Annotated in this window: 24 protein-coding genes and 1 riboswitch; of the genes, 15 read left to right on the plus strand and 9 right to left on the minus strand. The window is 42.2% G+C overall.

The genetic code is table 11. The features are described 5' to 3' along the window. Positions 1–13: 13 nt before the first annotated feature. Both NSQ99_RS05725 and NSQ99_RS05730 read right to left on the minus strand, forming a co-directional pair. Complete coding sequence (locus NSQ99_RS05725) at positions 14–844, minus strand: ABC transporter permease (RefSeq protein WP_340835683.1); 831 nt, start codon at positions 842–844, stop codon at positions 14–16. 17 nt (positions 845–861) lie between these two features. Next, positions 862–1,665, minus strand: a complete 804-nt coding sequence (locus NSQ99_RS05730) for an ABC transporter ATP-binding protein (protein WP_340835685.1) — start codon at positions 1,663–1,665, stop codon at positions 862–864. Between the two features lie 307 nt (positions 1,666–1,972). Between NSQ99_RS05730 and rnz the strand changes: the two genes are divergently transcribed. Next, positions 1,973–2,914 (plus strand): ribonuclease Z, encoded by a 942-nt coding sequence (gene rnz / locus NSQ99_RS05735; RefSeq protein ID WP_340835687.1) that lies wholly within the window; start codon positions 1,973–1,975, stop codon positions 2,912–2,914. A gap of 117 nt (positions 2,915–3,031) precedes the next feature. Continuing rightward, positions 3,032–3,403, plus strand: coding sequence for a PH domain-containing protein (locus NSQ99_RS05740; protein WP_251667740.1), 372 nt, complete (start codon positions 3,032–3,034; stop codon positions 3,401–3,403). 84 nt (positions 3,404–3,487) lie between these two features. Here NSQ99_RS05740 and NSQ99_RS05745 read toward each other — a convergent pair whose 3' ends face one another. Continuing rightward, positions 3,488–4,192 carry a glycosyltransferase gene (locus NSQ99_RS05745; protein ID WP_340835689.1) on the minus strand — a complete coding sequence of 235 codons (705 nt, stop codon included), beginning with the start codon at positions 4,190–4,192 and terminating at the stop codon, positions 3,488–3,490. Positions 4,193–4,383: 191 nt separating this feature from the next. Then, positions 4,384–5,295 carry an SDR family oxidoreductase gene (locus NSQ99_RS05750; protein WP_340835691.1) on the minus strand — a complete coding sequence of 304 codons (912 nt, stop codon included), beginning with the start codon at positions 5,293–5,295 and terminating at the stop codon, positions 4,384–4,386. Between the two features lie 103 nt (positions 5,296–5,398). Between NSQ99_RS05750 and NSQ99_RS05755 the strand changes: the two genes are divergently transcribed. The 7 genes from NSQ99_RS05755 to NSQ99_RS05785 all read left to right on the plus strand — a co-directional run bounded on the left by NSQ99_RS05755 (position 5,399) and on the right by NSQ99_RS05785 (position 14,315). Next, positions 5,399–6,358, plus strand: a complete 960-nt coding sequence (locus NSQ99_RS05755) for a helix-turn-helix transcriptional regulator (RefSeq protein ID WP_340835693.1) — start codon at positions 5,399–5,401, stop codon at positions 6,356–6,358. Between the two features lie 247 nt (positions 6,359–6,605). After that, a complete protein-coding gene (locus NSQ99_RS05760; protein ID WP_340835694.1) occupies positions 6,606–7,247 on the plus strand; it encodes a TetR/AcrR family transcriptional regulator in 642 nt (213 codons plus the stop codon). 15 nt (positions 7,248–7,262) lie between these two features. Beyond that, a complete protein-coding gene (locus NSQ99_RS05765) occupies positions 7,263–9,584 on the plus strand; it encodes an ABC transporter permease (RefSeq protein WP_340835695.1) in 2,322 nt (773 codons plus the stop codon). Positions 9,585–9,588: 4 nt separating this feature from the next. After that, on the plus strand, positions 9,589–10,347 hold the full coding sequence (locus NSQ99_RS05770) for an ABC transporter ATP-binding protein (RefSeq protein ID WP_340835696.1): 759 nt from the start codon (positions 9,589–9,591) through the stop codon (positions 10,345–10,347). Positions 10,348–10,481: 134 nt separating this feature from the next. After that, complete coding sequence (locus NSQ99_RS05775) at positions 10,482–11,108, plus strand: TetR/AcrR family transcriptional regulator (RefSeq protein ID WP_251667753.1); 627 nt, start codon at positions 10,482–10,484, stop codon at positions 11,106–11,108. A gap of 29 nt (positions 11,109–11,137) precedes the next feature. Next, entirely contained in the window at positions 11,138–13,420 is a 2,283-nt protein-coding gene (locus tag NSQ99_RS05780) for an MMPL family transporter (RefSeq protein ID WP_340835697.1), read from the plus strand. A 172-nt stretch (positions 13,421–13,592) separates the two neighbouring features. Then, positions 13,593–13,673, plus strand: a riboswitch (ZMP/ZTP riboswitch). 54 nt (positions 13,674–13,727) lie between these two features. Further along, a complete protein-coding gene (locus NSQ99_RS05785) occupies positions 13,728–14,315 on the plus strand; it encodes a DJ-1/PfpI family protein (protein ID WP_340835698.1) in 588 nt (195 codons plus the stop codon). Between the two features lie 303 nt (positions 14,316–14,618). On the opposite strand, the gene NSQ99_RS05790 is transcribed toward NSQ99_RS05785, so the two are convergent. Together NSQ99_RS05790 and NSQ99_RS05795 are read right to left on the minus strand one after the other, a co-directional pair. Next, positions 14,619–15,176, minus strand: coding sequence for a glutathione peroxidase (locus tag NSQ99_RS05790; protein ID WP_340835699.1), 558 nt, complete (start codon positions 15,174–15,176; stop codon positions 14,619–14,621). 136 nt (positions 15,177–15,312) lie between these two features. Beyond that, positions 15,313–15,921, minus strand: a complete 609-nt coding sequence (locus NSQ99_RS05795) for a stalk domain-containing protein (RefSeq protein ID WP_340835700.1) — start codon at positions 15,919–15,921, stop codon at positions 15,313–15,315. A 188-nt stretch (positions 15,922–16,109) separates the two neighbouring features. Here NSQ99_RS05795 and NSQ99_RS05800 point away from each other — a divergent pair, with 188 nt between their 5' ends. Further along, complete coding sequence (locus tag NSQ99_RS05800; RefSeq protein ID WP_340835702.1) at positions 16,110–17,522, plus strand: SulP family inorganic anion transporter; 1,413 nt, start codon at positions 16,110–16,112, stop codon at positions 17,520–17,522. A gap of 116 nt (positions 17,523–17,638) precedes the next feature. Here NSQ99_RS05800 and NSQ99_RS05805 read toward each other — a convergent pair whose 3' ends face one another. Further along, positions 17,639–18,991: a transposase gene (locus NSQ99_RS05805; RefSeq protein WP_340835123.1), complete on the minus strand. Its 1,353-nt coding sequence runs from the start codon at positions 18,989–18,991 to the stop codon at positions 17,639–17,641. A gap of 389 nt (positions 18,992–19,380) precedes the next feature. Between NSQ99_RS05805 and NSQ99_RS05810 the strand changes: the two genes are divergently transcribed. From NSQ99_RS05810 to NSQ99_RS05825, 4 genes are all read left to right on the plus strand, one after another. Next, positions 19,381–20,013, plus strand: coding sequence for a glycoside hydrolase family 11 protein (locus tag NSQ99_RS05810; RefSeq protein ID WP_251667790.1), 633 nt, complete (start codon positions 19,381–19,383; stop codon positions 20,011–20,013). 133 nt (positions 20,014–20,146) lie between these two features. Continuing rightward, on the plus strand, positions 20,147–21,061 hold the full coding sequence (locus NSQ99_RS05815) for a formylglycine-generating enzyme family protein (protein ID WP_340835706.1): 915 nt from the start codon (positions 20,147–20,149) through the stop codon (positions 21,059–21,061). A 270-nt stretch (positions 21,062–21,331) separates the two neighbouring features. Further along, positions 21,332–22,105: a helix-turn-helix domain-containing protein gene (locus NSQ99_RS05820; protein WP_340835709.1), complete on the plus strand. Its 774-nt coding sequence runs from the start codon at positions 21,332–21,334 to the stop codon at positions 22,103–22,105. A 170-nt stretch (positions 22,106–22,275) separates the two neighbouring features. Beyond that, positions 22,276–23,031 carry a stalk domain-containing protein gene (locus tag NSQ99_RS05825; protein ID WP_340835711.1) on the plus strand — a complete coding sequence of 252 codons (756 nt, stop codon included), beginning with the start codon at positions 22,276–22,278 and terminating at the stop codon, positions 23,029–23,031. Positions 23,032–23,133: 102 nt separating this feature from the next. Here NSQ99_RS05825 and NSQ99_RS05830 read toward each other — a convergent pair whose 3' ends face one another. Together NSQ99_RS05830 and NSQ99_RS05835 are read right to left on the minus strand one after the other, a co-directional pair. Further along, the gene (locus NSQ99_RS05830) at positions 23,134–23,919 is read right to left on the minus strand and encodes a class I SAM-dependent methyltransferase (protein ID WP_340835713.1); all 786 of its coding nucleotides are present in this window, start codon (positions 23,917–23,919) and stop codon (positions 23,134–23,136) included. A gap of 265 nt (positions 23,920–24,184) precedes the next feature. Further along, on the minus strand, positions 24,185–24,943 hold the full coding sequence (locus tag NSQ99_RS05835) for a glycoside hydrolase family 16 protein (protein WP_340835715.1): 759 nt from the start codon (positions 24,941–24,943) through the stop codon (positions 24,185–24,187). Between the two features lie 147 nt (positions 24,944–25,090). On the opposite strand from NSQ99_RS05835, the gene NSQ99_RS05840 reads away from it, so the two are divergent. Beyond that, positions 25,091–26,011, plus strand: a complete 921-nt coding sequence (locus NSQ99_RS05840; RefSeq protein WP_251667812.1) for an ABC transporter permease — start codon at positions 25,091–25,093, stop codon at positions 26,009–26,011. Positions 26,012–26,014: the final 3 nt, after the last annotated feature.

Below are 26,014 nucleotides of genomic sequence, written 5' to 3' on the forward strand. Positions count from 1 at the left end.
ATTGCGAAAAAAATTAAGCCGTCGGATCTTGCTTCCAGCGTGACAATCTTTTTTCTAACGCCAGTAAGCTATAGTTAATAAGCAAGCCAAGTATCGATATCGTAATAATTCCTGCATACATTTCTGGGATCATGAAGTTATATTGAGAGTAGGTGATAAAGTACCCTAAGCCTTCCTTGGCACCAACCATCTCAGCAGCGATTAAGACTAATATTGCTCCTGTTCCCGCCATTCGAATACCTGTAAAGATCGTCGGGATGGAAGCAGGTAAAATAACTTTATAAAATAAAGAAAAGGATGAGATGTTCATTGAACGTGCTGATTTAATGAAAAGTGGATCAACATTACGAACAGCTGCAATGGTATTCAGTAAAATTGGCCAAGTACAAGCAAAAAGAACAATGGCAATTTTCGAGGTCTCTCCAATGCCCAGTAATAAGATAAACACCGGCAGTAATGCTAATGCGGCTGTGTTACGAAAAAGCTCAAGTATTGGATTAAGTAAATCTCGAGCAATCGGGTACCAACCAATCACAAGACCTAAAGGTATCGCAAGGGCGATTGCCAAACCAAAACCAGCAATAGAGCGCGTAATACTTGCACTGAAATGAGAAAATAACTCGTTAGATATAACCATATTCCACCATGCTGATGCTACATCAGAGAAAGAAGGGAAGAAGGCAGGATCAACTAGACCGATTCGTGGTGCAATCTCCCAGAGCAATACGAACAGTGAAAGTACAATGGATTGTTTGAATAGCTTTTGTAGTCCCAATATAGGATTAAAAGTAAGCTTATGAAGCCTTTTAGACGATGATTTAACTTGTTTACTAACAGCAAACATGGTCGACACCTCCTTATTTAAATATATTGTCCTGCATATTCATCTTCGTGAAGTAAGCTCCATACTTCATGACGAGCTTTTACAAATGCCGGGTTTGATCGAATGTCAGCATCCGCTAAGCGATGAGTTAACGGGATGTTGACGATTTTCTTTACGCGTCCTGGATTGGCTGACAATATAACTACCCTTTCTCCAAGATATACGGCTTCATCAATACCATGTGTAATAAAAATTATCGTTTTTTTCGTTTTTTCCCAAATTCGTAGAAGCTCGCTTTGCAAAGTTTCTCGGGTTTGTGCATCTAACGCAGCAAATGGTTCATCCATGAGTAAAACATCAGGATTAAAGGCTAAACTACGAGCAATTGCAACACGCTGCTTCATTCCGCCAGATAATTCATGAGGGTATCGATCAGCAAAGTTCTTTAATCCGACTAAATCTAAATAATGATCTGATTGTGTTCTCCATTCACGTTTGGGAATTCCTTTTGCTTCAAGTCCAAACTCAATATTTCCACGTGCTGTTTTCCAAGGGAATAGGGCATATTGTTGAAAGACAGTGCCTCGATCTAAGCCGGGACCTTTAATTTCTTGGCCATCAAGTAAAATACGTCCTTTTGTCGGTGTAGATAGCCCTCCCAATAAATCAAGAAGCGTAGATTTTCCGCAACCACTAGGACCAACAATGGTAAGGAATTCACCATCATTTACGGAAAACTCCATATTACTAATTGCAGTAAATTCCTTAGAGCTTCCATTCTGAGTGTGGTCACGAATTGTAAAAGATTTCGAAACGCGTTCAACTCTAATTTTCTCACCCATCCAATCAACTCCCTGATCACAATTGACATCACTTGAGTTAACCTATAAGAATTGTTCATGTGAAGAAAAAGACTCCCACTTCACTTGTTAAGGTGAGAGTAGGAGCCTTTAGTTAACTAATCGGCCTAACATATAGGTTATGAGCAATTCAATTCATAGTATTCTTATAGGGATAGTTTAGCAGTTTTCCAAGTTTTGTCAACTCTTATTTTAAAAAAATGTTAAAATAGCTTCAAGCTCCGAACTGTTAATTTAACCCTAATTTGAGTAAACTATGAAGCATAACGTATTGGGGAGGCGGAATAGAATGGAGCTTTGGTTTTTAGGGACAAGTGCGGGCATGCCGATTCGTGGAAGAAACGTAACCTCGATCGCGTTAAAAATATCCCGTAACAGCGGGCAGTTTTGGATGTTCGACTGCGGCGAGGGCACCCAGCATCAGCTGCTGAATACCCCCTTGAAGCTTAGCCGCTTGAGTAAGCTATTCATTACTCATTTGCATGGAGATCATGTCTATGGCTTGCCGGGCTTGCTAAGCTCTCGTTCATCATTAGGTGGTATAGAGCCACTACATATTTATGGACCGCCCGGCTTGCGTGAGCTCGTAGAAACCAACCTGCGGATCGCGGAGACGCACTTGAATTATGCAATAAGCATTGTGGAGATTGCAGAAGGGATTATCCTCGAGGATGAAGATATGACGATCGAAGCAGCAAAGCTGGATCATCGAATCGATAGCTATGGCTATCGCTTGATGGAGCGTGAGCGTCCAGGGGTATTAAATGCTGGGTGGCTGGCAGAGATGGGGATTCCACCTGGGCCGTTATATGGACAGCTCAAGGCAGGGAAGGACGTAAGCTTGGAGGATGGCCGGATGATTCGATCTGCAGATGCCGTTGGCGAGCCATTGCCAGGCCGCATTATTACGATATTAGGTGATACAAGGCCGTGTGAAAATGCAGTGTACCTAGGCACAGGAGCTGATGTGCTTGTTCATGAAGCAACATTTGCCCATGACTTGGCAGACAAGGCTCATGAATACGGTCATGCTACGACGATACAAGCAGCACAGATTGCACATGCTGCAGGTGCTGAAAGGCTGTTTTTAACTCACTTTAGCTCCCGATATTTGGATGAGCAATTAGCTGAGCTTGAAGCGGAGGCTAAAACTGTGTTCGATAATACGGTAGCGGCTGTAGAGCTTAAACCATATAGTGTGCCTATGAAAACAAAGAAGGTCTCGGGCTAACAGACCTTCTTTGTTTTTAATTAATGTTGCTTACCGCTTGTTCATTGCGTCATAGCTATACGCTAGCTTTAATAGATTAGTATGTGGAATTACTAATTGAAAAGGAGGCTGAAACGATTGTCACAAGCTAGTATTTTGGAATGGACCTTTGTCACAGAGTGTCCAATTCCACAGGATGTAAACCAATTGCTGGTGGAAGGTGAGGTAGCGGTTGCTGCGTATCAAACTTACCGGGATTCCGCGATCTTTACAAACAAAAGACTGATTGTGAGAGATGCACAAGGCTTCACAGGTAAAAAGGTGGAAATATATTCGTTGCCTTATTCTTCAATTAACATGTGGTCGACAGAGAATGCGGGAAGCTTTCTTGATTTCAATGCTGAGGTAGAATTGTGGACACGAGCAGGTCATATCAAAGTAAAGCTGCAAAAAGGAGTGGATATTCGAGCATTCGATAGGTTGATCGCTAACGCTATCTTAAAAGATTAATACATAACAAATACACCATTTGTAAGGCTAATGGTGTATTTGTTGTACGTATTTAGTGTGGGGAATAACCTATACCCCTCAAGCTTAAGCAAATTTACGCACGGAGATTTTACGGAAATCCTTAGTCTTAGCAATAGGCTGGCCGCCTTCGAGAAATTTTTGATCGCCAACCTGCCACGTATGAGAATTTTTATCTTTTCGACGGATATAGATGTAGTTAAAGGGTGAGGTCGCGTATATCGTGTAGCCCTTTTCGGCGCAATCTCTTAAAAATTTGACATCTTCACCAAGCGTGATGTCAGAGAAACGTACATCTTTTAGTATACTTCTTCGGAACAAGAGTGTTCCTCCTTGAATAAAGCTTACTGGTTTGTTCATTTCAAGAGGAGAGCGAACGAGAAGCTGCTGACTTGCGGCGAGATAGACAAAGCAAGCGTGCTTGCCCACTACCGCGCTTCCTGTACGTAGGAGCGTGTGGACCTGCTCCTTTAGATAATATGGTGAATAATAATCATCATGGTCAAACTTAGTAATGAGTGGATACTTGGCTTTGCTAATCCCGCAATTTAAGCATTGACCAAGCGAGACTCGCTCTGCAACCCTATATATGGTTATATCGGGATACATAGCGACCTTCTTCTTCCATTCTCTTACATCAATGCTGTCTTTATTAATAATGATAATGAGCTCTTTTCGTTGATAGCGCTGAGACCGATAATTGCGCAAAATGTTCTTGAAAAAACCAGGGTGATTCGTACACGTAATAATGGACACACCAGGTTCGTACAAAAGCTTTCCCTCCATTTCGTATTAGTACAATGTCACTACTATATGGTATTAGTATCCATAGCAGTTTGCTTAGACTTATCCGAAAAGAGAGGGAAGAATATGATAATGAAGAAAGATTAGCGGAACAGATATCTGTCGGTTATTTACATGAAGGAATGTAAGTGAAGCGTGTATCTATCGTATTGAGCTTCTTACCTGTACCCGTTAACGTCTGCAGGCTTTTCTGCGTCCACGACCTCGTCAAGGTACCGCATAGCATCAGGCTGTGAGCCATCGATATCGGTAAAGCCATAGATTCTTGCCAGCTCTCCGCTAGAAAGCGATTGTCCGCTGAACCGACCCACTTGGGCATCTCCAGCTAAAGCAGCAACAGCACGCCCTACATAGCGAGTTGATTCTGATATAACAAAGTGTGGCTCCTCTACTGTCGCATCACGCCAGTTCTCTTCGGTTACCTTATAATGCTCAAGCATAATCTCGGAGCGCATCCAACCCGGAGTCAATGACACGGCAGTACATTGATATGGCTTAAGCTCCTCGGCAAGTGCCCACGCCATTCGATTAATAGCTGTTTTTGCTTGATCGTAGAACATTGACAATCTGTAATGCGTCTTGTTATATTCTGCTGTTCCATCTGTCATCTCTACGACTAGTCCATGCTTGTTCTTAATTAGAAGAGGCAGGGCATAGTGGTTTGTGATGAGATGTGAATCGATGGCAAGTCTCAGTATACGCAGTCCTTTCTCCAGCGAATGCTCCCATATAGGCACATTCCATTCCACCAAATATTCAGCGCCCCAAATATCATTGACAAGTATGTCGAGCCTTCCTTGCTCGTCCTCAATCTGACTCACTAGTGCTTGTACCTGCTCAGGAATTAAATGGTCGACTTGCACCGCAATTCCTCGTCCGCCTGCCTTCGTAACGAGCTCGGCTGTTTCCTCAATGGTCTCTGGCCTGTTGTATTCTGAGCGTGCTGCTCTTGTCGTTCTTCCTGTGACGTAAACCGTTGCACCAGCCGCTCCTAGCTCCATTGCGATCCCACGACCAGCCCCTCGTGTTGCGCCAGCGACTAATGCTATTTTTCCATGTAAAGACTTCATCGCATATCCTCCTTTTGTTGCTTCATTCATCATTGTAACCTATAATGATGACATCTATTGTCATATATAAGATGCTTCGAATAAATAGATTGCAGGTGAGAATATGAGGGCGGATCGATTATTAAGTATTATGGTTTTGCTGCAAAATTATATGAAAATGACGACAAAGGAGCTCGCTACTCGTCTTGAAGTGTCTGAACGTACGATTTTACGTGATATGGATGCGCTAAGCACAGCGGGTGTACCCGTTGTAGCGGAGCGGGGACCAGCAGGTGGGTGGCGACTAATGGAGCATTTTCAATCGCAGCTAAGCGGGTTGAAGCTAGAGGAGATGAAGGCATTATTTATTCTTCCTTCTGAGCAAGTATTGGAGGATCTCGGTGTGCAGGCATACGGAGTAGACATTCGTGAGAAGCTGCTTGCTGCTACGCCGCCTACAACCAAATCAGCTGGTCGAAATTTTTTAGAAAAGCTCTATATAGACACTAGTACCTGGAAACAATCTAAGCTAAATAACAAAAACTTACTTATTGTGCAGCAGGCGCTATGGGAGGACATGAAGCTTCATATCGTCTATCAAAAAACTGACGGGGAACGTACTAAGCGTGTGGTATCTCCCTTAGGCTTGGTAGCGAAGGGGAGTACTTGGTATCTCGTCGCATTAAATGAGGAACATCAATATCGCAGCTTTAGATTATCTAGAATCGTTCAAGCGGAGCAAGTAGAAGAAGGGTTTACAAGACCAGAGCAATTCCAGCTCAGTGAGTATTGGAAGCAAAGTACGCTCAGCTTTGTCGAAGCCTTACCCTCCTTTCAGGTAGAGGTTGAGGTGGATCCAGCGATTATGGGCAGACTCACCTTTACAGACAAATTTGTAGATATAACGACTATAGGTGATTCGCACAATGGTCAACCAACTCCCGTCACGTTAACCTTTAACACAGAACAGGAGGCCATCAGCTATATACTCGGCTTCGGTGCAGCCATGACAATTACACAGCCGGAATATTTGAGGGAGAAGGTCGTTCTGCAAGCGCAGCTTATGATTAAGATGTATGAGTGAGGAAGGAATGGAGTGCTTCCTATAGGTTGAGATTATTGATGTATCATCAAGAAACTCTCTATCACTTTTATCTATGTTGGCATGGCTCGGGTCTACCGAGCTCATGCTTTTTTTATGCCAATGCTTGATGGTGTGACCTTCAATCTCGAAAAAAAATTTCAAATTAATAAAAAATTTACAAATATATGCAATAATTTATGTTATGATATTACCGACAGACTGTCGGTCGGTGAAGGGAGATGCACTCATGAGAATAGTTAAGACGGCTGAGGAGCGAAGAAACGAAATACTTGACGCAGTAGATGAGCTCATCGGGCAAAAGGGCTTAGACGGTACGAGTACCAATGATATTTTGAAAAAAGTAGGGATTGCAAGAGGCACATTGTATCATCATTTTAAATCCAAGGAAGAGATGGTTAACGTTTTAATTGAAAGGTATAGTGTCCGTCTACTGGCTGCTGCTGAGGAGGTTGCAGCAGACAAAAGCATACCTATCGTTGAGCGAATCGTTCGCGTAGTTATGTCGATGAACCTGAGTGGTGAAAGCAGCAATGAAATTATGGAGCATATTCATAAGCCGCAGAACGCTCTTATGCATCAGAAGATTCTGAAGATGCTAATAAACGGCTTAACCCCAATCCTCACGGAAATTATACGCGAAGGCATCGAGGAAGGGCTGTTCGACACAGCATTCCCTTATGAGAGCATGGAGATGGTGATTATCTATGCAAACACTATTTTTGATGAAGATATCGTTCCAATGACGGATGAGGAGCGCATTTCGCGTATTCAGGCATTTATATATAACGTTGAAAGGCTGCTCGGGGCTGAGGGTGGTAGTCTAGCAATCGTGATGCAAATGTTTAGTAACGAAGAAAACGAGCATTGAGGATAGAGGGGAATTATGTATAAGAAAATAATTCGCAATGATATTCTACAGAGCAAATTGATTACGATCACAACGGTGATCTTTGTCACCGCAGCAGCTATGCTAGTTTCACTCGCAGCAATCGTCGCAGTTAATCTGTACGGTGCGCTGGATACATTGATGACTAAAGCGAAAACACCGCATTTTATGCAGATGCATGCTGGTGAGATCGATATCGACCGGCTAACGAGCTTTGCTCAGCAGCATAGCAATGTCGAGGAGTTTCAGGTCGTCGAATTTCTGAACCTAGATGGCTCGCAGTTTACGTTTGGTGAGCGCTCGCTCGCTAGCAGCGTTCAGGATAATGGACTAAGCGTTCAGAGTCGTTCATTCGACTATCTATTAGATCTTGATGGTCAGGTTATTCAAGCAGCAGACGGTGAGGTTTATGTTCCAGTAGGCTATATGAAGGATAACGTGGTGAAGGTGGGGGATCGGGCTGTAATTAGCGGAAAGGAGTTTACTGTTGCTGGATTTCTTCGCGATTCGACGATGAATTCATCATTATCTGCTTCAAAGCGATTTCTAGTAAGCAGCAACGATTACGCACATATAAAGCCGCAAGGTCATCCTGAGTATTTGATAGAGTTTAGATTAAAGGATACAACTGAGCTAGGCTCTTTCGAAACCGCTTATGCCAATGCAGGGCTTGAGATGAACGGGCCGACTGTCACCTACGCGCTATTCCGCATGATGAATGCTATTTCCGATGGGATGATGGTTGGGGTTATTCTACTTGTTAGCTTTCTTGTCGTTGCGATCTCCTTTCTGTGCATACGCTTTACGCTGCTTGCCAAGATTGAAGAGGATTATCGCGAGATTGGGGTAATGAAGGCCATCGGGCTGCGTATTTCAGATATTAAAAAAATCTATCTTGCTAAATATGCAGCGATTGCTGCAGCAGGCTCCATTCTAGGCTTCGCCCTTTCGTTCGTATTTAAAGGCATGTTGCTAGAAAATATTCGTCTTTTTATGGGTGAAAGTGATCATACGGCGTTAGCCTATGTATTAGCTATGATTGGTATCCTGCTTGTGTTTATAGCTATCGTCATCTATGTAAACGGTGTGCTCAAACGCTTTAGGCGTATCTCCGCGGCAGAGGCTATACGCTTTGGCAGTTTGCAAGAAAAGCACACAGGCGCAAGGCGTATCACCTTAAGTGGAAGCAGATTGCTAAATACGAATGTTTTTCTTGGCATGAAGGATGTAATATCCAGAAAAAGACTATACGCTACGATGCTGGCTGTACTTGTGCTCTCATCATTTATTATGATCGTTCCACAAAACCTGTATAACACGATTTCCTCGAAAAGCTTCACTGGCTACATGGGGATTGGAAGCTACGATCTTCGCATGCAGCTGTCCGGCAATGTCGACAATCTCTCGGAGAAAGTGGCTGACATTGCTAGGGCGGTGCAAAGCGATCAAGCGATATCGCAATTTGCGGTCCTTACGACCAAAACATTTAGAGTGAAGCTGCGGGATGGAACGGAAGAAAATATTAAAATCGAGCTAGGTGATCATTCGATATTCCCTATTGCCTATACGAAAGGGAAAGCTCCTGCTGCAGAGAATGATATCGCTCTTTCCACGCTATATGCTGATGATATGGGCTACGAGGTGGGAGAAACGCTGACATTGGTGATTGGGGATGTAGAGAAGAAGCTTATCGTAAGCGGAATCTATTCCGATATTACCAACGGTGGTAAAACAGCGAAGGCTGTATTCTCAGACCAATCCGCTGGAACAATGTGGAGTATCGTTAGCGCTAAACTATACGATCCCGCTCTCGTCGCTGTGAAGGTCAAGGAATATAGCGAAGCATTTGATTATGCTAAAACTTCCGATATTGATGAGTATGTTAAACAGACCTTTGGCTCGACGATCAGCGCGGTTAAGACAGCCTCTTACGTTGCAATTGTTGTAGCTATTGCTATAACGTTGCTAATCAGCATGCTCTTTATAAGAATGCTGGTTGCTAAGGATAGATATTCGATTGCCGTCATGAATGCGTTCGGCTATACCAGCACGGATGTGAAGGTACAATTTATTTCCCGTTCAATATTCATCCTAATCATCGGAGTGCTTCTAGGTACGATTCTCGCTAATACGCTCGGAGAGCTGCTTGCCGGCTTAGTTATCTCCTCATTCGGAGCATCGACGTTCGAATTTACAATTGATCCGATCTCAGCTTACCTGCTTAGCCCTCTGCTGATGGCGATCACAGTTATAATAGCGACGTTAATTGGTGTAGCGCATGTGGGACACATAAAAATCTCTAACCATATAAAGGAGTAGCGGTATGAAAAAGATAATTGTCGGTGACAGCCTTGTGAAATGCTATGGGGAGGGTGTTGAGAAACGAAATGTTCTTGACGGCGTGTCAGTAGAGGTGAACGAGGGAGAATTTGTTGCAGTTATGGGGCCGTCAGGCTCGGGAAAATCAACGCTTATGTTCGCACTTAGCGGAATGGATACGATTGATAAAGGAAAAGCTCTGTTTGACGGTAAAGATTTAAGTGAGCTTTCGGGTGATGAGCTTTCAGAGATTCGTAGAACAGCGATGGGTTTTGTATTTCAGCAGCCGACGATGCTTAAAAACTTGAATATCCTTGATAACATCATTCTTCCCTCAATGCGTGATCAGCGTAAACATACGGCATCTATTGTGAAGAAGGCAAGAGCACTTATGAACAGAGTAGGTATTGCGGAGCTGGAGCAGCGCGACATTACGCAGGTATCAGGAGGGCAGCTCCAAAGAGCAGGGATATGCCGAGCATTAATGAACAGCCCGAAAATTATTTTCGGTGATGAGCCTACAGGTGCACTTAATTCGAAGTCAGCGCAGGAGATTATGGACATTTTTACGGAGATTAATAATGACGGTACCGCGGTTATGCTCGTTACGCACGATGCGTTGGTTGCTGCACGGACGGAGAGAGTGATGTTTATGCGCGATGGAAAAGTGGTGAGTGAGCTAAAGCTTCCTAGGTTTACTGGATTGAATATGGATGATCGGGTTGAGAGCATCACCCAAAGAATGCGAGAAGTAGGTATATGATTAAGCGCCTATGAAGAGATAGCCTCGTATTCTAGCAGAGTTATCTTTTATTGAATGATTTAATACTGTAACATAATTGCCCAAAGTGCAACATTGCACTTTGGGCAATTATGTTGTAAACTACTGTAAGAATTTTGTATGAAAGGAGTAGAAGAACCATCAAGCCTAATCTACGCGTTGCAAAAAAAGAAGCAACGGTTAAAGCACTTGCTGATGCGGCTTTCGAGCTTACGATGGAGCGCGGTCTAGAGGGCTTTGTCGTTGATGAACTTGTCCAAAGAGCGGGCTATTCCAGAAGAACCTTTGCCAATCACTTCACGTGTAAAGAGGAAGCAGTCGTTGCTGGAGCTTTTATGATTAATGACACGATTGAAGCAGAGAACTTGTTGGCGAATTTGTCAGAGGACATGTTACTTATTGATGTGCTCTTTAAGTTAATCAACATGCAGATCACCTTAGAGCTTCTTCGCAAAATGAATAAGATTGTCAATCTATGCACGGAGTACCCATCTCTTAAGCCTTACTTACTAGACAAAATGAGTCAGATGCAGACCGAAGCTAATAGCATTTTACTGGAAATTTCTAATGGGAAATATGATGACGTATATGTTCATCTTCTCGTAGGAGCAGTTTACGGAGCCATCTTGCCTGTAGTAAACGGAAGCCTTAATGTACTGCCAGAGCAAACGATGTCAGACAGCTCTTTTCATCAATACTTAGATAAAATCTATCAATATTTGAAAAATGGATTTAATCTCTAAAATCGAACCTAAAGGGGAACTTTCGACAGATGTCAATTTTTTTGTATAAAATCGGTAATTTTGCGTACAGAAAGTCATGGTACGTTATTACAGCTTGGCTAGTTATATTAGCAGTTGTAGGTACATTAATGGGAGTCAATGGGATTCAAGTAAGCAGTAATATGAAAATCGAAGGCACAGAATCACAACGAATCCTTGATCAGCTTGCTCAAGAGCTTCCGATGGCTTCAGGCGGACAAGGAAGCATCGTGTTTAAGGCTCCTGCCGAGGAGCGGATGGATACACCTGAACGTATTGCCGCCATTAGTAAAGTAATTAATGACGTCTATCAATTAGAAGACGTATTGAATACAGCTGAATTAGCTACAGAAGCTAATGCTTTAAGCTTACTTATGATGCAGAATGCGACACCTGACCAGCTGCCGCCATATGGATACATGATGACAGAGGCTGGCCCACTTCCAGGGGTACTGCTTTCAAGCGATGGGAATATCGCATTGTTCCAATTTCAATTCTTAAAAGATGTAAACTCTGTTCCACAGGATGTTAAGGATGCAATTATAGATGCGGCAAAGGTAGCTGAGACAGAAGCGAATATTACGGTGCTGCCTAGCGAATCGTTATTGCCGCTTCACCTTGGCATCGGAGCTGGGGAAATTATTGGTGTAGTCGTTGCTGCGCTCGTCCTATTAATGACCTTAGGATCTATGGTAGCAGCGGGATTGCCTCTACTCACAGCTCTTTTAGGTGTTGCACTTGGTGTTGGGGGCGCATTCTCACTTTCAAGCATGATTGAGATGACAAGCGTCTCTGCTATGTTGGGTCTTATGGTTGGCTTGGCGGTAGGAATAGATTACTGCTTGTTCATCGTCAATCGTCAGCGCCACTTAATATTTGAGCAAGGCATTAGTGCGCAGGAGGCTACAAGCAGAGCGATCGGAACCTCCGGAAGCGCGGTGTTCTTTGCAGGCTTAACCGTTATTATTGCTTTGTGCGGTATGCTCGTTATTGATATTTCCTTCCTATCCATTATGGCGCTAGTTGCTGCAGCAACCGTGTTTATTAACGTTCTGCTTGCCTTAACGCTATTGCCAGCTTTGCTTGGTCTAGTTGGAGAACGAATCTGCTCCGAAAAAGCTCGTCAAAAGTATAATAGCAAGTCAGCGACATCAGCAAAAAGTGGATTTTCTGATCGATGGGTTAGAGGTGTCATTAAGTTCCGCTGGCCAGTCATTCTAATCATTATCGTTGTTCTTGGTATTGCCGCAACACCAATTTCGAAAATGGATATGGGGATTCCAGGTGCGGCTACAGCGAATTTAGATACAGCAGCAAGACAGAGCTATGATGCAATAACGGAGGGCTTTGGCGAAGGGTTTAATGGACCATTCGTTATTGTAGCAGAGCAAAATAATTCTTCGGCTGCATTCACTCCTGAATCTCTCATACAGCTCGTCATGGAGCTTAATAGTCTGGATAATGTTGCTCAGGTCTCTCCGCTAGGTATGAACGAAAACGGCAGCTTGGCGATTCTAAGCTTAATTCCTGAGACGGGGCCTTCCGATAAGGAAACGAAAGATTTGGTAACACATTTGCGTGATCCTAATCTTAATATTGTACAGTCTCATGATATTAAGCTTGGTGTAACTGGATTTACAGCGGTAAATATCGATATGTCAGCTAAGCTGGCAGATGTTTTTCCACTATATGTTGGAATTATCGTCATTCTGTCCATTATTATTCTTCTGCTCGTATTTCGTTCGATTGTTGTACCTATTAAAGCAACCGTTGGATTTCTGCTTAGTATTCTAGCAACATTCGGCTGTACGACAGCGGTATTCCAATGGGGCTGGTTAAGTGGGCTGTTCGGATTTGACACGGGTGGACCGCTGCTTAGCTTTATGCCGATTATCATCACAGGTATACTATACGGCTTAGCGATGGACTATCAAGTATTCCTAGTAAGCTCCATGCGTGAATCATACGTGCACGGACATCGCGGCACGGAATCCATCGTTCATGGATACAACCAAGCAAGTCGCGTCGTGCTAGCAGCTGCAGTCATTATGGTATCTGTATTTGCAGGCTTCATCTTTACAGAAGATATTATTATTAAGCAAATAGGATTTGCCTTAACGATTGGTATCTTTATTGATGCGTTTATTGTAAGAATGACGCTAGTACCTGCAGTTATGGCAATATTCGATAGCAAGGCTTGGTGGATACCGAAGTGGTTGGATCGGATGCTTCCTAACCTGGATGTTGAAGGAGATAAGCTCATTTCGAAGCTTAATGAAAAGAACGAGCAATAATCGTTTCCGTCATATCAGTGCAAAAATATCTAACGAAGCACAATATAGGCAACATAGATATATTGAAAGCATCGACGAGGTCCGCTTTAGAAGCGGACCTTGTTTTATTATGATTACGCTGAATTATTGTTGTAATATTCAGAAATTATTGATATAAGAGTAATAGGAAGTAATTGGTATGTGCAACTGGCGTAAACGTGGAGTACCACGAGGGAGCACATATGATCATATGCCGTACGCCTGGGCAAAGTATTTGATCTCATGATCAGATACTTTTTTTATTTTTATGTAAGGTAGGTATTAGTTTATGAAGATTGCATTTATTTTATTTGACAACATGACGACACTCGATTTTGTAGGCTTTTATGAAGCAATAACGTGGATAGGCATTCTTAACGCTAAAGAAAATGTACAATGGGATTTTTGTTCGAATCAACAAGAAATTAAAGATGATCGAGGATTAATTATGAAAGTAGGCAAGGTTTATCCTGACTTATCTGGCTATGACATGATCTTTATCCCTGGTGGTCTAGCTACTAGGCAGCTGCGGTACGATGATGACTTTATAGGCTGGATTCAGACTGCACAGGATGTAAAGTACAAGATGTCCGTTTGCACAGGAGCTTTGCTCCTCGGTGCGGCAGGTTTTTTACAAGGTAAGAAAGCAACAACGAATCCATCCGCGTACGAGCTTTTGGCACCTTATTGTGCTGAGGTTGTGAAAGAACGCTATGTAAGAGACGGTAATATTTTTACTGGCGGTGGCGTATCAGCTTCTATTGATCTGGGCTTGTATGTTATTGAATCGTTGACTAGTGAAGAAGTGGCCAGACAAGTTAAAGAAAAGATGGATTATCCATACTATGTAACGGGAAGAAGAAACTTTAACGGTTAATTGCGCAGTTTGGAACCATTCGATCGGTTAGCTGTCACTATCGATATGAAGGGAGGACTGCAAGGTGCATATTCGGCCTTTTGAATATCAAGATGAAGAACATGTTGTAGCAATGATGAGAGAACATCCTTTACAGTTCCCTACGTTCATGAAGTCGTGTAGGCTTTGTAATCATAAACTATATGTAGAAAGCGTAGCAATCATAAAGGCATTAAAACAGCTCCCCCGCACTGCTAATTAGTGTTCGTTGCTGGGGAGCTGTCTTTATATAGACTAACGTATTATCGATCGCTAGTAGTTAATCTATTGGTTAGCAGCTATTAGCTCTTCGATTGCATTCTCGATCTCTAGGATTGAATCGCATGGCTCGAAGCGTTTGATGACCTGACCCTGTGCATCGACTAAAAACTTTGTAAAGTTCCAGCGGATATTGTTCCCAATTAAATAATCAGGATAGATTTCCTTAACTTTATTCGTAAGAATCACTTCTTGAATATTACTAGTATCAACTGGGCGAGGCTCGACCTCATGCTTCAGATAGTTGTAGAGTGGGTGTGTCGTTTCTCCATTTACATCGATGACATCGTACATAGGGAATTGAACCCCGTAGCTCGTTCTGCATGCACGAGCTGTTTCTGCTCCATCCTCAGGGTTTTGATTGGCGAATTGATTGCTCGGAAAGCCAAGCACTGTAAAGCCTTTATTGTTATACTTTTCATAAATGCGCTGAAGATCCTCGAATTGATACGTGAAATCACATTTATTTGCCGTGTTCACGATCAGCATAGTTTGCCCTTTGTACGTTTGCATGGAGACAATATCCCCATTGGATTTCTTAGCTAGATAATTATAAATACTCATCGTTATTACTCCTTTTTATGTAATGTTCTCTGCTGCCTTTCTATCATCATATTCTATTAAACTATAAAATTCCACAAAAAAAGACTGCGCAGAAGAGTAAAGCTATCCATCTTCTGCGCACAGTCCCTTATACGGTTTATTTTATTTTCAAGCGGTAGGAGAATTGCTCGTGATATTTTTGGAGTCTTTCATCGCTGGTCAAATTACTACCAAGCTGATGACTGAACTGGCGAGATTTTAATTGAACGATCGATCTGCCTGAAGTCCTTTCCAGCTGTGCTGTTTGTGAATCAATAACGACACCGTTCTTTAACACTTCAAATATTAATGTTGGTTCAAAGTCAAGCTCCTTCGTCTGATTGACAATGACATCTACACGTTGAATAGCGGTACTCGACATTAAATCAAGCGAGGTTAATGAATCGATGATTTCGATTCCGTCCACTGAAACAATCGGGTATGCTTCTTCTGGCATCGATACATTAACAGTGTTGGAACTACCAAACCACTCAACCTTATAGCCTAATGCTTCACTAACTGCACGGACAGGCAGGTAGGTTCTATTATTATAGGTTAGTGGCACGTCTTTGCCGATATCGATTTCTCGGCCATCATTCGTAATTTTAATGTGCTGTGCAAGTGTTGCAATCACTTCATTCTTTCCAATGGCATAACCAGCTACGCCCGAAAAAGCTACACTAAGGATCAATACAGTGAAAAACACGACAATTGCTTTCTTTTTCATATGCATCTCCTTTACATTAAAAAGTAATACAGTAATTTCCATGGAGATTTTAACATCAATACATTTATTTGTCTATGATCATAACGTTATTATCGATATTTACAATAATTCTTATATACACAAGGAGTGAGAGAGATGTTAAAGTAGTAGAAGTGTAGAATTATAGAAAAGGAGCTTACGAGAAACAAATGCTGCAACGAATAAAACAAGATTGGTTTTCTAATATACGAGCGGATGTTTTAGCGGGGATAACAACGGTTCTAGCTTTAATCCCAGATTCTCTTGCCTTTGCATTTATAGCAGGAGTTAATCCGATGATCAGTATTATTTCCTCGATATCGATTTTAGTATTAATATCAATATTTGGCGGCAGATCTGCAATGGTATCAACGACCGCCGGATCGATGGCCGTGCTTATGACGGCATTAGTAGCAACGCATGGTGTGGAGTATTTATTTGCAGCTACGATTTTGACAGGCATTATTCAATATCTAATGGGCAGGTTTAAGATGGGGCGCTGGATGAGCTTTGTTCCTCATTCCGTCATAACAGGCTTTATTAATTCATTAGCAATCCTTATCTTTATATCGCAATTAAGATATTTTGAGAATCAGTCGTGGGGCATGTATGCGATGGTTATAGGAACGCTCGTTATGATTTACGTGATTCCTAAGTTTTTCAAAGCAATCCCTTCGCCCTTGCTAGCAGTCGTTGCCATGACGCTTCTAGTCGTATTTATTCCGGGCTCATTGCAAACCGTTGGCGATATCGCAGCGATCGATACATCATCCGTTAATTGGTTCCATATTCCGATGGTTCCATTTACGTTCGAAACGTTAATAATTATTCTGCCTGTTGCATTGTCACTTGCAGTGGTTGGATATTCAGAAACGCTGTTAACACAAACGATTATTGATGAGATGACCGATACGAAGTCGGACAAGGATAAAGAAATGCGTGGACAAGGTATTGCTAACACGGTTACTGGCTTTGTAGGCGGGATGGCAGGCTGTGCGCTTATCGCGGAATCAGCCATCAACGTAAAGGTTGGTGGACGAGGAAGGCTGTCTACGTTAGTTGCGGCTGTTATGCTGCTGCTAATGGTGTTTGTACTCGATGATCTGCTGAACATTATTCCGATTGCGGCACTTGTCGGGGTTATGATGATGGTATGTATTGAAGTGTTCGATTGGAGTTATGTACGCCATATTAGAAGCAAACCATTTGCACATACCTTTATTATGGTTGTTACCGTCATTGTGATGGTTACGACTCATAACCTAGCACTTGGCGTAATTGTCGGTGTACTGATGAGTGTTATCGTGTATGCCTACCGTTCAGCATCGCACCTAGATATTGAGAAAGAGACGAATGATAATCTCTCGGTTTATCGGGTGAAGGGTCAACTGTTTTTCGTATCCAGTAACGCATTGCTGGATAGCATTGATTTTACAGATGAAGCTAACAAGGTACAGCTTGATTTAAGCTCTGCTCATGTCTGGGATCACACCGCTAAGCAGACGCTTGATAAAATTGTAACGCGATTATCTGAAAAAGGTAAAGAAGTAGAGGTAGTTAGTCCAAGAAAACAAAGTGCTTAGCTATAAAAAATATATTTATTGTTATTTTATTTATAATTAAATTGAATCAATTTCATAATGCACTTATCTAAACAAAGTCAGACTAACAGAATTTATTAATTCCTATTTTTTGAAGCTTAAGCTGCTTGATGTTTTAATCTTTTATTGATGCGGTCTACTGCTAATTTCGTTGCATTGTATACTAAAGAAACCAGCGTCAAATGTGCTTTTGCTTTTTGACCTGAACGATGACGAATATGATTCAGTTGAAAATACCCCTTCAAATAGGCATTCACACGTTCAACAGCGGTTCGGCGTTTAGCTATATGATCCCAAGATACCGTTCCTCGTGCAGGTGCCGTATACTTGCGAAGACTGGATGTTATTTTAATTTTGTACACCTTTTGACACAAACTATCTTTTTTAAGCGGACATTCTTCACATGCTTTCGGACGGATATACTTTAGCGTCTCGTATTTCGCATCGTAGCTATCATAACGATAGGATTGTTCTCTTACACAGGTTGGAGCAAAATGCTCATCGAATCCGATATATTCGGGTTCTCGTCGACGGTTGTAGGCGATAATCGCATGAGCTTCTGCTTTTCTTACTTGCTCATAAATTGGTTCATGGTCATACCCAGCATCCATTGTTGCATAGCGATACTTAAAGCACGGATGATGAAGGGCAAGCCCCTTTAATAAAGGAATAGCAGCTTTTCCATCATTTAAATTACCTGAAGATAGCAACGCACCTAGAATATATTGACTACTTGTGGCAACCGCCAAATGTGCCTTGTAGCCATACCAAAAGACGTTGTTTTGTTCACTATTTTTCTTGATGCCCCACTGTGGGTCTAGTGGCATCTGTTGGCTTAGCTGTTCGTAGGATGTTGTCAATTGATCAGCTATTTCTCGTTGGTAAATCGTTTTTGTTGCTTCTTCAGCTTGTTTTTGTGCGAGCCAAATCTTATGTTCTTCTTTCGACTTACGTCCACGTTTTTTAGGTTCAGGCTTTTCTTTCGCTTGCTTCTTAGGTGCTTGATCACGAGCGACTACATGTGTAGCATCGATGGCAATCGTATCGTCGAGAATAAATCCTTCTTGCAGTGCATGAGTAATGACTTGTTGTTGCATCTGCTCTAGTGCGTTGCTCTGACTAATTTTCTGAATAAGCCGAGAGTAGGATGCTTCAGAAGGAATGGAATCTGACAGCATAAAGCCACAATCCAGACGAAACAAAAGATCCTCACGGAGCCTTTTGATTAAATCTTTAATTGTCGGGATGCGTGAAATGAGTCTAGCGATTAACGAGTAAATCATCGCCGAGTAGTGAACTTCAACGGGAGCACCAAGCCTTGATTTTTTACTGACCACGGACAGTAAAGGTTGAATATCTATTGCACTAAATATGGCTTCAAAACGAAATTTTTGCTCCATAGAAAACAAGTCTTGCAAGGAAAACAGACTTTCGTGTCGAATATATGGCATAGGGGTTCATCCTTTCATCTCATTGTTTTGGTGGTACTTAACAATTTCGAGATTTGGGGAGGTTCTCCTTTTTTCATGCCTTAGAAAGCTAGTCATATCGGGGCTTTAGATTTATGAAATTGATTCAAATTAATAATTATTTATGGAAGCGGAGAAAAACCGCTTCTCTTTTTACATAGTTAATACCATTAATTGCTAAATATGTTTAATTATTGAAGTTAATTCTAAAGTTTTTACAGTGTATTGTATACGCTTACATTCTATAATTTTAAATGAAAGGAGGGACAAGCTTTAGCCAACAACAAGATTCACAGCCAAAGGCAAATCAACTAACAGAATGGGAAGTAGACAGAATGTGTCAAAAACTATTTTTTAGGAGGTTGGTTAGTATGATTAAGTTTAATAAGAGAAGTGTGAAATTGTTAATTGCAGCTACGATGTGCTTCTGTATGCTTGCAACAACAGCAAGTGCAAACACCTATTGGCAAAATTGGACGGATGGCGGCGGTACTGTAAATGCGGTTAATGGATCTGGTGGTAATTACAGCGTTAACTGGTACAATACCGGTAACTTTGTTGTTGGTAAAGGCTGGGCTACTGGCTCTCCTAACAGAACGATTAACTACAATGCTGGAGTATGGGCACCATCTGGCAATGGATATTTAACACTATATGGTTGGACGAGAAATTCACTTATTGAATATTATGTCGTTGACAGCTGGGGCACATACAGACCTACTGGTCAATATAAAGGCACTGTACACAGTGATGGTGGCACATATGACATCTATACAACGATGCGTTACAACGCACCATCCATCGATGGCACACAAACATTCCAACAATTCTGGAGTGTTCGTCAATCTAAAAGACCGACAGGCAGCAACGTCTCTATTACGTTCAGCAACCATGTGAACGCATGGAGAAATGCTGGTATGCATCTAGGCAATAACTGGTCATATCAAGTATTGGCAACAGAAGGCTACCAAAGCAGCGGTAGCTCGAATGTAACGGTTTGGTAATAAGCTGCCTGTAAGCTCTGGATGGGGTCTGCTGAAGCTAACTTCAGCGGCCCTGTCTGCTAAGGTAGGCCAAGTATCCGGATTCACTAAAATTATTTATTGTTACCACTCCACATAAAGGAGATCGATACGAATGAGAGCCATATTAATGTGTTTTATAGTAATACTATCCATCATAGCTAGTGGTTGCTCGCAGGAAGCTGCTCAGACGAAAGCACAGCAAACAACTCAGCAGTCTTCTCAGTTGAATAATAACAAACCTGAAGACCATCGTGAAAAAATAGTCGTAAGTGGTGAATTTATATTCGTAGAAGGCGGTAGTATCATAAGTGAACACTCAAATTTTAAGGGAGAAACGATACCTAGCTTTTATATTGGAAAATATGAAGTTACTCAAAAAGAGTGGATGGACGTCATAGGAGACAATCCTTCAGCATTTGTAGGCGAGCAGCGACCTGTCGAAATGATTAGCTGGTATGATGTTATCGAGTTTTGTAATCTAAAGAGTGAAAAGGAAGGGCTAGAGCCTTATTACAATATAGATAAAAGTAATCTTGATCCAGATAATAAAAGTGAGTTCGATCCGATCAAATGGACGGTAACGATCAATAAGGATGCAAACGGCTATCGTCTTCCAACGGAAGCGGAGTGGGAATATGCCGCAAGCGGTGGTCAATTAAGTAAAGGATACCTGTATAGTGGCGGAGACGATGTTAACGAGGTGGCATGGAACTGGCGAAACGCTGGTAACAACTACTTAGAAGGAGATTGGAACTGGCCAGCAATAGAAAACAATCGGAATCAAACTCAATTAGTTGGCTCTAAGGAGCCTAATGAGCTGCAGCTATACGATATGTCTGGCAACGTAAGAGAATGGATATGGGATTGGTATGAAGATGAAGATAGCGAAAGTGGCTTACAGCGAGTTGTAAAGGGAGGCGGCTGGATGGGTGGCGAGAACAACAATGAGGTCGCATTCCGCGGTAGGTTCGAGGCAAGCGGATATGGGCCAGATCAAGGCTTTCGTCTAGCACGCAATGATTCATAAAAGTAAAGATATAGAGTAAGTTTGTTATTGACAGTTATATTTGGAAGAATTATACTGGTTGAAATATTTCAACTTGCACATGACCTATCGCCCTTTTAGCGGCAATAGGTTTTTATTTTTTATATCCGGTGAAGGAAGTAGTTGTGAATGCACGACACAACTGTTGATCGGTATAATTCAACCATTGGTTGAGACCCCCCGTTCACCTCTATACAAAAACAATCAGAGGCACGCTACGATAGTGGTAATTCTTTAAGGGAGGTTATCTAAATGGATAAGTTAAATGGTTTTGGCGAAAAAATTGCGAAGCTGCGGCGTTCCCACGCTATCACTCAAGAAGAGCTTGGAAAACAATTATCCGTTTCCGCACAAGCAGTTTCCAAATGGGAGAATGGTGACTCTTTACCCGATCTTCCGCTTATTGTTGAGCTCGCGGAAATATTTGATTGCTCGACCGATTACTTGTTGGGGAGGTCAGGTGGACTTTCAACACTGCTACCACAGATTCATCAAGCCTTCGCTACGATGGCGATGGATGAGAAAATTGAATTTCTTAGCGGTGTTATTACAGCCACAGAACCGTCAATCCTCATTCCCTCGGTAGGGTCGTATCGGCATCCAGCGCTTGTAGATATTTATCTAGGGCCAACCGGAATAGGTCTATGGGCGAAGGATCGTATATCCTGTATAGTAACACCGCAGTTTCTAGAGGAAGCACTAGAAACATTAGAGCAGGAAGCAGAGTTCCCGCTCACACTTCTGCCCGATGAAATTCGTCCAATCTTAATCGCTCTATTACGAGATATGGATGATTTGAAGCCAGATTATGCGATGGATGAAATAACGTTGAAGTCTTACTTGCCGGATTCTACTAATTTTGATCGTGTCATTACAGAGTCTATTGAGCTCGGATTCGTAGATCGAGTACGCGGTGGCTATCGACTAAATTTTAATGCGGATCTTGCTGTTCGATTACTAGTTAGTATTCATCAAGCTATCAATAAAAGGGCGACGATGAATGTGACGGTAGGCAAGCCAGATTGACTATCAAGTAACGGTTGTGAACGAACATAAATCTAAGCAAAGAGCATTCCCGTAAGATGGAACGCTCTTTGCTTAGCCCCTTAGCAAGATTGTAAATCAGGACAGTATAGCACTTATAAAAGCGTGTCATCGTTTTATGAAGTATTCTATTAATAGGAGTGTGTGGAAGCATGAAACAGAAAAGAATAATACTTATTGCAATCACCATTATATTATTTCTATGTTCATCAACAATGCTGGCTGCATCGGATAAGATAAGCGCTTATCTATTCAAAGGAAAGCTAGTCGTTAACAATCAAATGGTCGACTTAAAGCAGGATGTTTTTAATATTAATGGCAGTGTTTACGTTCCGTTACGAGCTTTTACGGAGCGGCTGAGAGGACATGTTAGCTATAACAAAGACGAGCAAACGATCTACGTAGAACAGTCAACAACAACAACGAAGAAGTCTACCGTGAATGCTAAGGATTCAGATAATATATTTACGCTGCATGCTTTCGCCAGTAAATCGGAATATGAATACGGAGAGCCTATCGAGATCTGGACCAGATTATCTAACGATACGGATCGCGTAGTGAATATATGGCATGGCTCAACTCTCATCAATTATTACATCACCGACGAGGACGACTTCACAAGCCATTTGTTAGCTGGATTAGAATTGGGTTCTAGCACATTTCAAGCTGGTGATGAGCTGAATATGAGCTTAGGTCGTAATGATTTCTTAGTGTATCATCTCAATAAAATTGGGTTCGACAATATTGACGATGCGAATGCTTACTTGAATAATGCAGATCGTCCGTCTATGCTTCCACCAGGTGAATATACGATCACCGTAAAAGCTGAGTATAAACTTGATGATGAAGTTGAAGCAGGAGCACAATGGCATACGTTAGAGGCATCTATTCCACTGACAATCCAATAGACGAAGTAAACTAGCTGGAAATATATTCGGCAATAAGAACAAAAAGCTGTAAGGCATCTCAACATGTCCTTACAGCTTTTATTCGTTATAGCTAGGCTAAGGCTAGCTGCTTTTCTTTACGGCGAACCATAGCGTCCATAAGTCCTTTTCAATGATTGGAGACTGCTTATTGCTAAGCTTTTCCTTTAAGAAATCTATTAAATCAATAAGCTCTGCATCATTCAATTCATGTAGAATAGACCGCCCTGTTCGCTGCATCAAGTCATTTGCTAACTGCTCGAAGCTATTATAAATATATCTAGTCTCCCAAAGTGTCTCGACTTTCATGACTTGAAAACCATTTGATTCTAGTGCCTGTTGTACTTGCTCTGATTCATATCTTCTCGTAGCTTCCTTATTAATTAAATGGGGAAATCTTTCGAAGAAATAACCTCTAATGTGATGTTCATCTCCCGGTGGCAGACAGTTTTCAGGGGTTCTATCCTGGATAATCAAAGCCCCGCCTTCCTTAAGAATGCGAGAAGCCTCGACAAAACAAGCATCTAAATTATCCAGATGGTGGATTAGAGCTCTCTCTAGTACAATATCCAAGCTTTTTGAAGGGAGAGCTGTGTGGTATGCGTCACCTTGATGAAACGTAGCATTGCCTATATGCTGACAGTTCGCAGCGGCTCCTTTTAACATCACTTCTGAGAAATCAACACCAATGACATGACCTGCACCCATCTCTAGCAGCGCTTTTGTATAAATGCCGCCCCCACAACCAATGTCAGCAATTTGCTTATTCGAGACATCAATGGTATCGAGTATGAGTGATTTCCAAGAGTCATCAGCGCTTCTCATCGCATAGGTATGTCTGTTATGCTCATCGTGAAAGTTTATTGGCAACGGGATCGACTCCTTCCAATAATAAGTTTCGTACAATGAAACATAGTTTTATATATATTATACCATATTGTTCCACAACTCGCTTATTCAATAAAAAAACAGCACTCAAACCGTTAGACGTGGGTCTAATCGTATGGGTGCTGTATCCGCTTGCGTGTCTCCATTCACATCATTAAGAGTTTTTCGGTTGTGTCTAACAGTGAGCGCTCCATTTATTGCGTAGAGGAGGAGCATAATCAGCTTGCGTAGTTATCCTTTCGTGATACTACTCATACAGCCATATGCCTTCAATGGTCATATGTGCTGGAAAGGCTGTCTCGTCCACTTCCACACGATCGTACCAGCCGCCTACGGCAAGATTGAGAACAACATAAAAGGGCTGATCAAACGGGATTACGTAAGGTGTATTATCATTCTTCAATAAATGCTCAGCATAGCAATGCCCGTCAACAAGCCAGCGGATCGAATGCTCATCCCACTCCAAGCTATAATCATGAAATTCATTAATCGTACTGTTTGGCAGCTGGTAAGCATACTCATCGGTTGCCTTGTCATCCCAAGCCTTGCCGTAGTGGAGAGTTCCCGACACTTGCTGTGGCAAGCGACCCTTCGCCTCCATAATGTCGATCTCACCGGAAGCAGGCCAAGGTCCATATGTTTGGTGCTGCGGCAGTAGCCATATCGCAGGCCATAAGCCTTGACCTACCGGCAGCTTGGCACGAATAACTAGCTTACCGTATTGATAAGAAAAATGATCCTTCGTGTCCAGACGAGCGGAAGTGTAGGCGAAGCTTCGACCATCCTCTGTTTCAACGTCCTCACGACATGCGCACAGATGAAGGCCCGATTCATCGATATATAGGTTGTTCGATTTCCCAGTGTAATACTGCTGCTCTCCATTGCCCCAGCCCGCAACGATGACATTTCCCTCGTCATCGAGTAAGTCATTGCCGATCCGAATATTCCAATCCTTCAAATTCGCGCCTTCCTTCAAGAAATCTTGATGCCATATAAGCTTACTCATCACATTTACACCCCTTTCGTATAGTTTCAGCATACTGATTTTCAGCCCTTGGTCAAACAAATCTAAAAAAATGGGATAGGGACAAAAATGATGGCCTTTTTTTTATGTTTGCGTTTTCATACGATGAAATAGAAGGGGGCAGGGAATATGCATCAACACAAAACAGGACTTATGAAGTCATTTCTCAGACAGTGGCAATTGCAAAGTATGGTTATCCCTGGCATTGTCTGGATGTTCATCTTTTGTTATATCCCCATGTTTTGGCTCATTATTGCATTTATGGATTACAGTATAGCGAAACCGATGCTGGAATCACCCTTTGTCGGCTTGAAACACTTCGAAAGCTTTTTGTCGGATGATCGTTTCTGGCGTTCCATCCGCAATACATTGGGGATGAGTACGATTAAGCTTGTTCTTGGTTTTCCAATCCCGATTCTCTTTGCGTTAATGCTTAATGAGATTCGGAGCATCCGGTTTAAGCGCTCGGTACAAACGATCTCATATCTACCGCATTTTATCGCATGGACGATATTCGGTGGTATTACGCTCAATTGGCTGGGCGAAGGTGGGGTTGTCAATCAGTTGATGATGGGACTGGGGCTTCAAGAGCGCGAAATTCTATACAATAGCGATCCGAAATATTTCTGGTGGATTACGTACTTTACCGATACGCTGAAGGAGACCGGCTGGAGCGCCATTATCTATATTGCTGCGATCGCGGGAATTGATCCTGGACTGTACGAAGCCGCAGAGCTCGATGGTGCCAATCGCTGGCAGCGAATGTGGCATATTACGGTTCAAAGTATTCGCCCAACGATTGCGATCTTATTTATTCTTGCAGTCGCAGGCATACTGGGAAGCAACTTTGAGCAGATCTTCATGCTGAAGAACAACATGAATATGAAGATGGCGGAAAGCTTAGACCTGTACATTTATAACATGGGTCTCGTATCTGGACGTCATTCGTTCTCGACAGCCGTCCTCTTTGTTCGCTCGATTGTAGCACTTGGGCTGTTGTTCTTAGCCAATTACACCTCCAAAAAGCTGACGGGCGATGGAATTTTCTAAGAA

It is taken from the genome of Paenibacillus sp. FSL W7-1287, from assembly GCF_038004245.1.
Classification (GTDB): domain Bacteria; phylum Bacillota; class Bacilli; order Paenibacillales; family Paenibacillaceae; genus Pristimantibacillus; species Pristimantibacillus camelliae.